The 11902-nt window shown below is 61.6% G+C and carries 12 protein-coding genes and 1 tRNA gene; 3 read left to right on the top strand and 10 right to left on the bottom strand.

Annotated elements, in window-relative coordinates; translation table 11 throughout:
* Positions 1 to 275: 275 nt before the first annotated feature.
* From VMV64_RS01530 to VMV64_RS01495, 8 genes are all read right to left on the bottom strand, one after another.
* Positions 276 to 1397 carry a hypothetical protein gene (locus VMV64_RS01530; protein ID WP_325328181.1) on the bottom strand — a complete coding sequence of 374 codons (1122 nt, stop codon included), beginning with the start codon at positions 1395 to 1397 and terminating at the stop codon, positions 276 to 278.
* A gap of 12 nt (positions 1398 to 1409) precedes the next feature.
* Entirely contained in the window at positions 1410 to 1670 is a 261-nt protein-coding gene (locus tag VMV64_RS01525) for a DUF2249 domain-containing protein (RefSeq protein WP_325328180.1), read from the bottom strand.
* Between the two features lie 81 nt (positions 1671 to 1751).
* A complete protein-coding gene (gene prmC, locus VMV64_RS01520) occupies positions 1752 to 2609 on the bottom strand; it encodes a peptide chain release factor N(5)-glutamine methyltransferase (protein WP_325328179.1) in 858 nt (285 codons plus the stop codon).
* A 72-nt stretch (positions 2610 to 2681) separates the two neighbouring features.
* Complete coding sequence (prfA, locus tag VMV64_RS01515) at positions 2682 to 3764, bottom strand: peptide chain release factor 1 (RefSeq protein WP_325328178.1); 1083 nt, start codon at positions 3762 to 3764, stop codon at positions 2682 to 2684.
* Positions 3765 to 3888: 124 nt separating this feature from the next.
* Entirely contained in the window at positions 3889 to 5139 is a 1251-nt protein-coding gene (hemA, locus tag VMV64_RS01510) for a glutamyl-tRNA reductase (protein WP_325328177.1), read from the bottom strand.
* Between the two features lie 122 nt (positions 5140 to 5261).
* Positions 5262 to 5337: transfer RNA gene (locus VMV64_RS01505), tRNA-Phe, on the bottom strand.
* A gap of 126 nt (positions 5338 to 5463) precedes the next feature.
* Positions 5464 to 6825 carry an ATP-binding protein gene (locus VMV64_RS01500; RefSeq protein ID WP_325328176.1) on the bottom strand — a complete coding sequence of 454 codons (1362 nt, stop codon included), beginning with the start codon at positions 6823 to 6825 and terminating at the stop codon, positions 5464 to 5466.
* Positions 6822 to 7484 (bottom strand): response regulator, encoded by a 663-nt coding sequence (locus VMV64_RS01495; protein ID WP_325328175.1) that lies wholly within the window; start codon positions 7482 to 7484, stop codon positions 6822 to 6824. The genes VMV64_RS01500 and VMV64_RS01495 overlap by 4 nt, the downstream gene beginning before the upstream one ends.
* Positions 7485 to 7606: 122 nt before the next feature.
* Between VMV64_RS01495 and VMV64_RS01490 the strand changes: the two genes are divergently transcribed.
* From VMV64_RS01490 to VMV64_RS01480, 3 genes are read left to right on the top strand one after another with little or no spacing between them, the layout of a single operon-like run.
* A complete protein-coding gene (locus VMV64_RS01490; RefSeq protein WP_325328174.1) occupies positions 7607 to 8026 on the top strand; it encodes a DUF1924 domain-containing protein in 420 nt (139 codons plus the stop codon).
* The gene (locus VMV64_RS01485; RefSeq protein WP_325328173.1) at positions 8023 to 8484 is read left to right on the top strand and encodes a diheme cytochrome c; all 462 of its coding nucleotides are present in this window, start codon (positions 8023 to 8025) and stop codon (positions 8482 to 8484) included. Before VMV64_RS01490 ends, VMV64_RS01485 begins: the two co-directional genes overlap by 4 nt.
* Before the next feature lie 12 nt (positions 8485 to 8496).
* The gene (locus VMV64_RS01480) at positions 8497 to 9105 is read left to right on the top strand and encodes a cytochrome b/b6 domain-containing protein (RefSeq protein WP_325328172.1); all 609 of its coding nucleotides are present in this window, start codon (positions 8497 to 8499) and stop codon (positions 9103 to 9105) included.
* A gap of 118 nt (positions 9106 to 9223) precedes the next feature.
* Here VMV64_RS01480 and VMV64_RS01475 read toward each other — a convergent pair whose 3' ends face one another.
* Together VMV64_RS01475 and VMV64_RS01470 are read right to left on the bottom strand one after the other, a co-directional pair.
* Positions 9224 to 10876 (bottom strand): electron transfer flavoprotein-ubiquinone oxidoreductase, encoded by a 1653-nt coding sequence (locus VMV64_RS01475; protein WP_325328171.1) that lies wholly within the window; start codon positions 10874 to 10876, stop codon positions 9224 to 9226.
* A gap of 15 nt (positions 10877 to 10891) precedes the next feature.
* Entirely contained in the window at positions 10892 to 11839 is a 948-nt protein-coding gene (locus tag VMV64_RS01470) for a LysR family transcriptional regulator (protein ID WP_325328170.1), read from the bottom strand.
* Positions 11840 to 11902 lie beyond the last annotated feature (63 nt).

Here is an 11902-nt window from a genome sequence, read left to right as displayed (position 1 = left end):
CCAGATGACTTAAGGAGGAGGCAACTATTGGCACATACGCGCCGAATGGGCTGAGGATCGCATTCTGCTAGTGTAAAATTTTCCGACAAGTGCATCGAGTTATTGGCGCAAGTCTGCAATTTGGCACAACGGAATCATTCATTTCAGCCGCGAGCAACCATTGGTCTACGTCAGGATTGACCTTAATCCCGCTTAAAATTCATGCTGCGATGCTATCTGAATTTTGTGGCCTTGGTGGATAAGGTTGCCACTTATGAACGCATGTGATGCTCCAATCAGTCGCCCCGGTTAAGCATGGTTTTGGCCGCGCCGATTAGCTGCAGCAGGAACAGTGCAAGCGCTGCCACAGCCAGTATCATCCCGCCGCGCCAGCCGCTGGCAAGGAGCAGACCGCCGCCAAGAAACATCAGGCCGCGTATCCCGCCGCCCCACTGCAGTCGTTGCCGGATTCGCCCATGCCAGACGGTTTGTGGGCCGGGTTTTAGCCATACCGGCAGCAACTGGCTGACCGCGCCGGTCACCAGCGGGAACAGGAAGGCGAGGATGAAGGCATGGGCGCTATCGCTAGGGAGGAGTACGCCAGCAGCGTGCAGGATCCCGAACACCAGGGTGGCGGAAAATCCAGCCAAGGCCGCAGCGAGCGAGGGCGCTGCGCCGTGCATACGCCGAATTTCAGCGCGATACAGCGTGAGCCAGGCCCGACCCAGCCGCAATACCGGCAGCGCCCACAACAGCGTGCCCAGCCATGCCAGCGGCGTGAGCCAGGCAGTCCCGACGGCGATCAGCAGCGTGCCGCCTAGCGCCCACTTCAAATCCTGACGCAACCGGGTTGCAGCCTGCGGATCTGGCCGCCCGACTGCCGTGGGCATCAGCACCTGCAGGGTGGCGATGGCGGTCAGCCCAATGAAACCCAGGGTGTTGAGATGGAGATGCAGCCGCTTCAGTGCCAGCCGCTGCTCCGGCCACAACGCCATTGCGGCCACTGCCGCCAGCGCCAGCATCAGGCAGGCGATCGCGGCGAGGTACCAGTACAGGCAGGGATGGGGTTTGCCCAGAGCCGACCTGCCGCGCTTGACGATCCAGCCGGCAAACGCGGCCGCAGCGGCGAGCGCGAGCAGTGCGGCGAAATAATAAGCCTGGTTGGGTGCGATAAAGGAGAAAACGGCCAGCGCCCCAGCTGCCAGCGCCAGCAAGGGGACCAATTGCACGCCGCTGGCGGGCGCCCCGCTGCGCGTCAGCACCGGCACGAAATGGCTCATTGCGCCCAAGATCAGCGGCATGACGCCCGCGGCCAGGGCGAGGTGGATGTGGGCGGCTGGAGGCAGGGGCTGGGACCATGCCAGGAAAACGGCGCCGGCGAAGCTTGCCAGCGCCGTCAGTGCCAGTGCAGCCAGCATGCCAGCTGACTATTACTTGCGGGCGAAGTCGATCACGATCTGGCCGGGTTCGCGGGCCACGTAATTGATCTCGATGGCGTCATCGTAGCGCTCCATCAATTGCGCCAGCAGCGGTAGCGGGTCGTGGTCGTTGACGAAGCGCATGGTTTCGCCCGGATGCAGCGAATCCAGCGCGCCGAAGATGGCGGCATGGCGGAAGCGCTTGGCAACGCCGCGAGCATCGAACGGGTAGCGCATGTCGGGGGAGATGATGTTGGCGCAGTTGTGGGACATTTTCGGGTTCCTTTAAAACAGTTAATCGGAGGTTAATGTCCGACTATTTTAATAAGATATATAAAAAATGCAAGTTACAAATCAGGACACCCATAGGCCATAACTCACGCGCTCGATGCCGGCCAGGTCGGCGGCCGAGGCAACCTGTTCGAAGCCCGCTTGGGCCAGCAGTTCGCGGCAGGCTGCCGCCTGGTCGTAGCCGTGTTCGAACAGCAGCCAGCCGCCGGGATGGAGGTGGGCGGCGGCGCTCCGGACGATGGCGCAGATGTCGTCCAGCCCATCCGCGCCTGAAGCCAGCGCCGCAGCGGGCTCGAAGCGCAGGTCGCCCTGCGCGAGATGCGGGTCGGTGGCGGCGATGTAGGGCGGGTTGGAAACGATCAGGTCGAACTTTTCTCCGTCCAGGGCGCTGTACCAGTCGCTTTGAATCAGGCGCAGGTTGCGCGCGCCCATCTGCCGGGCGTTTCCCTCGGCCACGGCCAGCGCCGCGGCGGACTGGTCTACCGCAACCACTTCTGCCTGGGGGCGGTGCAGAGCCAACGTCACCGCCACCGCGCCGCTACCGGTACCCAGATCCAGCACCCGGCAGGGATGGCCGGCAGGAATGCGTTCCAGCGCCAGATCGACCAGTAGCTCAGTTTCCGGGCGCGGAATCAGCACCGCCGGGGTGACCTTGAAATCAAGGCTGTAGAACTCGCGCTCGCCCAGAATGTAGGCGATGGGCTCGCCACCGAGGCGGCGCTGCAGCAGCGCATCAAAAGCGGCAGCCTGGCCGGCATGAACCGGGTCGCGGTCGTGGCCCGCGAGCCAGGAACGGGGCTGCTGGATAACGTGGCAGAGCAGGATCTGGGCTTCGAGGCGGGCTTCGCGGGTGCCAAGATCGAGCGCAGTGGCCAGCATGGCAGTGGCGTGCTGCAACAGGTTGTGAAGGATCAAAGGCATTACTTCACTGCAGAAGGTGCGGAGGAATGCGAATAAAACAGGGTTCCCTCTGCGCCCACCGAGGTTTGCTCATTACTCTTCCCCGCCCAGGGAAGCCAGCAGTTCCGCCTGATGCTCAGACATCAGCGCGCCAACCAGTTCGTCCAGGTCGCCATCCATGATCTGTTCGATCTTGTACAGGGTGAGGTTGATGCGGTGGTCGGTGATGCGCCCCTGCGGGAAGTTGTAGGTGCGGATGCGCTCGGAGCGGTCGCCGCTGCCGATCAGCGACTTGCGCGTGGCGGCCTCCTTGGACTGGCGTTCGCGCAACTGCACGTCCATGATGCGCGCCGCCAGCACCGACATCGCCTGCGACTTGTTCTTGTGCTGCGAGCGGTCGTCCTGGCACTCCACCACGATGCCGGTGGGCAGGTGGGTAATGCGCACCGCCGAGTCGGTCTTGTTGATGTGCTGGCCGCCGGCGCCCGAGGCGCGGTAGGTGTCGATCCTGAGGTCGGCGGGGTTGAGGTTCACTTCCGCCAGTTCGTCCGCTTCCGGCATGATGGCGACGGTGCAGGCTGAAGTGTGAATCCGCCCCTGGGTTTCGGTCGCCGGTACGCGCTGCACGCGGTGGCCGCCGGACTCGAACTTGAGCTTGGAGTAGGCGCCCTGGCCGATGATCTTGGCGATGATTTCCTTGTAGCCGCCCATTTCGCCCAGGCTCTCCGACAGGATTTCCACTTTCCAGCGCTGCCTTTCGGCGTAGCGTGCATACATGCGGAACAGGTCGCCGGCGAACAGGGCCGATTCGTCGCCGCCGGTGCCGGCGCGGATTTCCAGGAAAATATTGCGTTCGTCGTTGGGGTCCTTCGGTAGCAGCAGCTTCTGCAGGTCGATTTCAATCTGCGCCAGTTGCTCCCTGGCGCTCTGTGCCTCGTCTTCGGCAAACGACTTCAACTCCGGGTCGGAGAGCATTTCCTGGGCGGTTTTCAGATCCAGTTCAGCTTGCTGGAAGCGCTGATAGAGCTCGACCACCGGCGTGATTTCGGAATGCTCGCGGGTGAGGCGGCGATAGTTTTCCATGTCCGACGTGGCGTCGTTGCTGCTCAGGCGCTGGGTTAATTCAACCAGGCGCTCGGCAAGCTGGTCGAGCTTGGATTGGATGGAGGGTTTCATGGTTTTGAGAAAAAAGCTTCACCACGAATGACACGAATAAACACGAATGAAAAGCCGCGTGATTGCCGGTGTCTTTTTATTCGTGAACATTCGTGGAAATTCGTGTTATTCGTGGTCAGAATTTTCATTCCGGGTGAATGTGATACAGACGGCGCAGCAGCGCTTCAAGCTGGGCGCGGTCTTCTCCGCTGGCGTGGTTGAGGGCGTGGCTGGAGTCGTGCAGGAATTTGTTGGCGAGCGCCCGGCTCATCTGTTCGAGCACTTCGCGCGGGTCTTCTCCCTTGTCGAGCAGACGCTGGGCGCGTTCCAGCTCATGGCGGCGCTGCCGTTCAGCATGATCGCGCAGGGCGCGGATGGTGGGCACGACGCTGCGCGTATCCATCCAGTGCATGAAATCTTCCACCTGAACCTCGATGATCGCCTCGGCTTCCTCGGCGGCCAGCTGACGATTGCCGAGACCGGCCTCGATTACCAGGGCGAGGTCGTCCACGGTGTAGAGGAACACGTCGTCCAGTTCGCCGACCTCGGCCTCGATGTCGCGCGGCACCGCCAGGTCCACCATGAATATCGGCCGGTGCTTGCGCTGCTTGATGACGCGCTCGACCAGTCCTTTGCCCAGAATCGGCAGGGGGCTGGCGGTGGAGGTGACGATGATATCGTGGGTGGCGAGGTGATCCGGCAGTTCGTTCAGGGTGATGGCGCTGCCGCCCAGTCGCAGGGCCAGCGCGCTGGCGCGCTCCAGGGTGCGGTTGGCGACGGTGATGTGCTTGGGGTGATGCGCCGCGAAATGATTGGCGCACAACTCGATCATCTCGCCCGCGCCGATGAACAGGACGCGCTGTTCGCTGATCGAGGGGAAGATGCGTTCCGCCAGCCGCACCGAGGCGGCGGCCATGGAAACGCTGCTGGCGCCGATCTCGGTCTGGGTGCGGACTTCCTTGGCAACCGAAAAGGTGCGCTGGAACAGCTTGTGCAGCAGCGTGCCCAGAGTGCCGGCGCGTTCTGCGGTGTTCACCGCCTGTTTCAGCTGGCCGAGAATCTGGGTCTCGCCCAGCACCATCGAATCCAGCCCGCTGGCGACGCGGAAGGCGTGCTTGACCGCCTCGCCCTGCGGCAGGGTGTAGAGATGCGGCTCGATCGCTTGTTTCTTGATGTGATGGTAGTCCGCCAGCCATTCGATGGCTTGCTGCGGGCTGTCGGTGTTGCAGTAGATTTCAGTGCGGTTGCAGGTGGAAAGAATCGCCGCCTCTTTCACCGGACGGTGGCCGACCAAGTCGTGCAGCGCCTGTTCCAGGCTTTCAGCGTGGAAGGCGACCTGTTCGCGAACTGCCAGGGGCGCGGTTTGGTGATTGATTCCGAGGGTGAATAACTGCATGGCTCAATTGTGCACTTTTCGCCACGGGCTTGGCAAGGAGCGGTGCCGCTTGATGAGGCAGCACCCAAATATGGTGGTGACCAAGGGCAAACCCCAAGGGGATTTTTATTTACTAGAAATTCTGGTGGCCCGGGGCGGAATCGAACCACCGACACAAGGATTTTCAATCCTCTGCTCTACCGACTGAGCTACCGGGCCATGCTATTTAAGCGGGAACTGATTTTAGTCAGAATGAAAGATCAAACCAGCTAAAACCAAAGCGCGCTATTAAAGCCTTAAACCGGGGATTAGTCAAGAACCGATTGCCGCGCGCCGGTCTGGTAATCAATGGGAAAGAGGTGGGAATTCGGCGCGCACCCGGAGTCCGCCCGCCGTCGTGGCACGGGAAAAGGCAATGCGGGCCCGGTGAATTTCCGCAATGCGCAGGGCGATGGATAACCCCAGCCCGACGCCCTCGGCCAGTGTCGGGCTGAAGCGGCTAAAACGCTGACCCAGTTGGGCGAGCTGCTCGTCCGACACGCCGGGGCCGCTATCGCAGACATCGAGTTGATGAGCTGAATTTTTCAGGGCCTGTATCGTCACGACAACATGCCCTCCCTCTGGCGTATAGCGGATGGCGTTGTCCAGCAGGTTGCGCACCAGCACGCGCAGAAGGTCGGGCGAGCCTGAAATGGGCGCGGTGTCTTCTCCGTTCAGTTCCAGCTCGATATTCCTGGCGAGCGCCTCGGGCCCAATTTCGGCGCAGCATTCGCGTGTCACTGCGGCAAGGTCTACCGGTTCGAGGTGGGTCGAGGCGGAAAGCTCATCAAGCCGGGCCAGTGTCAGCAACTGCCCGACCAGATGGCTCATCCGGTCCATGCCCTGCAATGCCTTGTGCAGGCTTTCCAGGCGTTCCGCAGGCTCATCGGTCAGCATGGCTGCCTGGACCTGCGCCCGTAATGCGGCAAGGGGGGTGCGCAGTTCATGTGCGGCGTCGCTGGTGAAGCGCCGCTCGTTCTCCAGCGTTCCGGCGACACGGGTGAGCAGTTGGCCGAGCGCATCGAGGACCGGTTTGATTTCTTTTGGTGTGTCGTCAAGGTGAATAGGGTCCAGCCGTTCCGGTGAGCGCAAGTTCAGTTCCTGCGCCAGTTTGCGCAGGGGGCGCAGACCGAAGCTGATCGCTATCAGTGCGGCAAGGGCCAGCAGGGGAATCCCGAACAGGAAAGGCTGCAGGTTGTGCCAGGCGACTCCCCTGGCGAGATCGTTGCGCGCCAGGTCGTTTTGGCCGACGACCACTTCCAGCTGCCGCCTGGGGTCGCTCTGCCGATAGAAGCGCCAGCGTTCTCCCTGCCATTCGCCATGGCTGAAGCCCTCTTCCGGCAGACGATCGGGCAGTGCAGCCGCGGATTTGCCGGAATGCAGCAGCAGGCGAGGCTGGTCGTGTTCCGTGCTCCACACCTGGAAGGCCAGGGCGCGCTGGTATTTGTGGGCGATCGGCCCGGTGCTTTCGGTTTCGTCGTCATCGGCATGGATGGCGATGGCGAGTAAGGTCTGCCCAAGCTGGGCGAGCTGAGCATCAAAAATTTCGTCCACCTCGTGGAGCGCATTCTTGTAGCTTTCATAACCCGCCAGCAAGCCGAACAGCGTCACCGCGACCAGCATCAGGGCAACCAGCCGCGCCTGCAGGGAGAGTTTTCTGAAATTCATGGCTGACGCTCCACGCTATAGCCGATGCCGCGCAGGGTGCGGATGAAATCGGCGCCCAGTTTTTTGCGCAGGTGGTGAATGAATACCTCGATGGTGTTGCTTTCGACGCTGTCGCCCCAGCCGTAAAGGCTCTCTTCGAGTTGCGCGCGGGTGAGGACGCGGCCGGCGTTTTGCATCAGCTGCACGAGAATGGCGAATTCCCTGGCCGACAGCTCGACCGGTTCGCCTTCGCGCCATGCCTGATGCGCTGCCGGGTCAATCTCGATGGCGCCGATACGGAGGCGTGCCGTAGCATGGCCGCCGGAACGCCGAATCAGCGCATGCAGCCGCGCGGCCAGCTCTTCCATGTCGACCGGCTTGACCACATAATCGTCGGCGCCGAGGCTGAAGCCCTTGAGTTTGTCAGGCGTGGTGTCGCGTGCGGTCAGGATCAGCACCGGCGTGCGCAGTCCGCCTTCACGCGCGGTGTGCAGCAGGGTGAAGCCGTCGCGCTGCGGCAGGCCAAGGTCGAGCACCACCGCGGCATATTCCTCGCTGGCTAGGGCGTGCTCCGCCTGTTTGCCGTCGCGCAGCCAGTCAACGGTGAACCCCAGGTGGCCGAGGCTTTTCTGTACGCCGTCGCCGAGCAGGGGATCGTCCTCGACCAGCAGGACTCTCATCGCGGTGCCTTCATAATTCTCCATTAAGCATCGGTTAAGACTTAGGGTTCACACTCTGTTCCGGGACTCAGGCAAAGAGCATGCAGCCCGGGAAATGTTGGGTAGATAAAGGAGATTGTATTATGACTGCAAAGAAAATAGGAATTGCCATGCTGTTTATTGTAGGCGCCGGCGTCGCCTACGCGGAAACCCCATCCAGCCTGATTGCCGGCTACACGGCCGAAGCCGCGCGCGCCACGCCGGGTTTTACCCCCTCGGCGGAGCGCGGTCAGGGTCTGTTCGCCCGAAAATGGGGCGTGTCGCAAACCATGCCGAGTTGCGCGACCTGCCATAGCGATCAGCCCACGGCGGAAGGAAAGCATGTCGTGACCAGCAAGCGCATCGCCCCGCTTTCTCCCGCTGCAAACCCGGAGCGCTTTGCCAGTTCGGCCAAGGTCGAGAAATGGTTCAGGCGCAATTGCCAGGAGGTGGTTGGGCGCGAGTGCAGCGCGGCGGAAAAAGCCGATTTCATTCAATTTGTCAGTAAAGGAGGCCGGGTATGAAAACGTTCATTGCCATTCTTTTAATCGCGATCTCATCTTCGGCGCTGGCCGATGGCCACAAGCTTGCCGTGCCTGGCAACCCGAAATGGCAGACCGAGTGCGGCAGCTGCCACATGGCCTATCCACCCCAACTGCTGACGGCGGAAAACTGGCGGCAGATGATGAAAGGGCTGGATCGACATTTTGGCGCAAACGCCACGCTGGATGCGAAGGAAAACGCTGAAATACTCGCCTTCCTCGAGCGCTATGCGGCGCGGGATCAGAAATACAGCGCGAACACGCTGCGCATCAGCGACACGGCGTGGTTTCAGCGCAAGCACCGCGAGGTGTCGAATTCAGCCTGGTCGCATGCCAAGGTCAAAAGCCGCGCCAACTGCACCGCCTGCCATGTCACTGCCGAACGCGGCGACTGGTCGGAGCACAGCATCCGCATGCCCGACGGGCGGCGCTGGGAATAGGGAGAACAAATCATGAAAAAGATTCTGGTTTGGGACCTGCCGACGCGCGTCGGCCACTGGCTGCTGGTGGCGAGTTTCGCCGTGGCCTGGCTGACCGGGGAGAGCGAGGAATGGCGCCTGGTTCACGTCGCAGCCGGGTATACGATGGTAGCTGTGCTGGCTTTCCGGATATTCTGGGGAATTGCCGGTACACGTTACGCACGCTTCACCTCGTTTCTGTTTTCGCCGCGGCAGGCGCTGGACTATCTCGCGGGCTTGTTCCGCGGGGAAAAGAGCCACTGGGTCGGTCACAACCCGGCAGGCAGCTACGCGATCTACCTGCTGATCCTGTTCGGATTCGCCACGGTGGGTAGCGGTTGGGCGGCTTATAACGAGCTTGGTGGCGAATGGCTGGAGGAATTTCACGAAGTCCTGGCCAACACCATGCTTGCCGTGGTCGGCTTGCACGTAGCCGGTGTCGTGGTGAGCGGATTGCTACATCGCGAGAACCTGGTGCGGAGCATGATCAACGGCTACAAGATCGGGTCCAGCGAAGAGGCGATTTCATCCAGTCGGATACTGTGGGCGGTGTTGCTGATCGGGCTTGCTGGATGGGCGGCGGTGGTGGCATTCCTGCCCTGAAAATTTGGGCTGCATATGAACTTTCACGGGCTTCAGCCCGTGAAAGGCGGAGTGCCCTGGTGGTGATGTAGCTACAATGAAATTTCGATAAGGCACTACGCTAACCCATGGTTACCATTTACATTCCCGAATAGTTGGGGCCCGAGCCTCCCTCTGGCGGCCGCCAGGTAATATTCTGGCCAGGGTCCTTGATGTCGCAGGTTTTACAATGCAGGCAGTTGGCGGCGTTGATCTGCAGGCGTGGTCCCTGTGGCTCTTCCACAATTTCGTAGACACCCGCCGGGCAGTAACGCGTTTCCGGTGCAGCGTAGCGCGGCAGGTTCTCGGTCACGACCCGATCCGGATCGGCCAGAGCCAGGTGGCAAGGCTGATCCTCATCGTGAGCCAAATTCGCGAGCATCAGGGAATCGCTCAATGAAAAACTCAGTTTCCCGTCCGGACGCGGGTAGTCGATGGGCTGACAGGCGCTGGCTGGCAACAAACTCTGGTGATCGGCCTTGCGGTGGCGCAGTGTCCAGGGCAGACGTACCCCCAGATGCGCAAGCCAGAGTTCGGCACCGGTGGCCAGCGTGCCGGCCAGCGTACCCCAGCGCGAGAGCATCGGTTTGGTATTGCGCACGGCATCGAGATCCTGCCAGACCCAGGATGCGCGCAGCGACGCCGGGTAATCGGCCAGGAGGTCGCTGCTGCGCCCCTGGCCGAGCGCGGCATGGGCTGCTTCGGCGGCCAGCATGCCGGACTTCATCGCGTTGTGGATGCCCTTGATGCGCGGCACATTCACAAAACCGGCGGTGCAACCGATTAGCGCCCCTCCGGGAAAGGCCAGTTCCGGCAGCGCCTGGATGCCACCTTCGGTAATGGAGCGTGCCCCATAGGCAACCCGCTTGCCCCCTGCGAGCAGACCGGCAATCAGCGGATGGGTCTTGAAGCGCTGGAATTCCTGGTAGGGATTCAGGTACGGATTGCGGTAGTTGAGGTGCACCACAAAGCCGATAGCGACCTGTCCATCTTCCTGCTGATAGACAAAGCCTCCGCCACCCGTATCACCCCCCAAGGGCCAGCCCAGCGTGTGCCAGACCGTACCTGCCTGATGAGGAGAGCCAGGTATGGTCTGCCAGAGTTCCTTCAGGCCGAGACCATATTGCTGGGGGTCGGCGGCCCGACGCAGGTCGAACTGGGTTTCCAGCTCGCGCGTCAGCGAACCCCGGCTGCCTTCGGCGACAAGGGTGTAGGCGGCTTCGATCAGCACGCCCGGCGCATGGCCCGCTTTGGGCTTGCCATGGCGGTCGAGCCCGGCATCGCCGGTGATCACCCCGCGTAACCGGCCGTGCTCGTCATACGCGGGTGCGCTGGCATTGAAACCGGCAAAGAGGTCGACGCCGAGGGCTTCGGCCTCGCTGGCAAGCCACTGGCAGAGCTTGCCCAGGCTCATGATCCGGCAACCATGGTTATCCAGCTGTGGCGGCATCAGACCAACAGGAATTGAAAAGGCCCGCTTGCGCCCGAGCAGCCAGAAACGCTCCGAATCAACCGCAGTACCTGCCGGTGCGCCACGGTCAAGCCAGTCCGGGATCAGCTCATCCAGCGCCCGGGTATCGACCACCGCACCGGAGAGCTGGTGCGCACCAAAACTGGCGGCTTTTTCCAGAACACACACCTTGGTATCACGCCCGCTTTGGGCATCCAGTTGCTTGATACGGATAGCCGCAGCCAGTCCGGCCGGGCCGGCGCCGATGATCAGTACGTCAAATTGCAGGACGTCGCGTTCCATTTTTCATTCCTTGATTCAGATAAAGCGGGCGGGAGTGCCATCATCGCGGCTCAGGATGATTTCATCGCTGCGCTGGATATTGGATGCGGCCGTACGACACAGCGCCAGAAAGCGCTCGATCCCGGGCGAGAGGAATTTCTGCCGGTGCCAGACAAAATGAAACTGGCGCCGGAAATCCAGTGCCGGGGTGGGGATTTCCACCAGACTGCCGCGCCGGAAGGCTTCCTTCAGCGCCAGGCGCGACATGCACCCCAGGCCCATGCCGGATTCCACGGCGCGTTTGATCGCTTCCGTGTGTTCAAGCTCCAGCCGGATCTGCAACTGCGGCAAAAATTCACGCATGCCATATTCAAAGGTCTGTCGCGTACCTGATCCGGCCATCCGAACGATCCATGGACAGGCTACCAGTTCATCCAGGCTGACTTCATCCCTTCCCGCCAGCGGGTGGTCGGGCGCGGCAAACACAACGAGTTCGTCGGCAACCCAGGGCTCGGTCTGCAAGTCAGGATGCAGAAAATGCCCCTCGATCAAGCCGAAATCGATCTCGAACTGCGCAACTTGCCGGATGATGGTAGCCGTATCGTGGACTTCCAGCGTCACCTTGCTGGCAGGCTCTCGGCGCAGGAATTCCCCCACCAGCAAGGTGGCCAGATAGTTGCCGATGGTGAGCGTGGCGCCGAAGTGCAGGGTAGCCGGCCCGCTGCCCTGTTTCAGCAGCAGCTCGATTTCACTCGCCCGATCGATCAGGGCATTGGCGCGCGGCAGCAAGGCACGGCCGGATTCGCTTAAGTGCAGCCGCTTGCCCATTCGGTCGAAGAGCAAGGTGTCATATTGCTTTTCCAGCCCGGCCAGCGCGGTACTGGTGGCCGATTGCGACAGGGCCAGCACCTCCGCGGCCCGCGAGACACTGCCCAACCGGGCAATGGCGACGAATATTTCCAGCTGACGCAGGGTGAATTTCATGGGGTTGCCCATATATATCTATTTTAGAGATATACATTATTTATAAAATCAGTTTTACATATA

The sequence above is a fragment of the Sulfuricella sp. genome, assembly GCF_035531155.1.
Lineage (GTDB): Bacteria > Pseudomonadota > Gammaproteobacteria > Burkholderiales > Sulfuricellaceae > Sulfuricella.
This window is presented reverse-complemented; position numbering and strand designations above follow the sequence as displayed.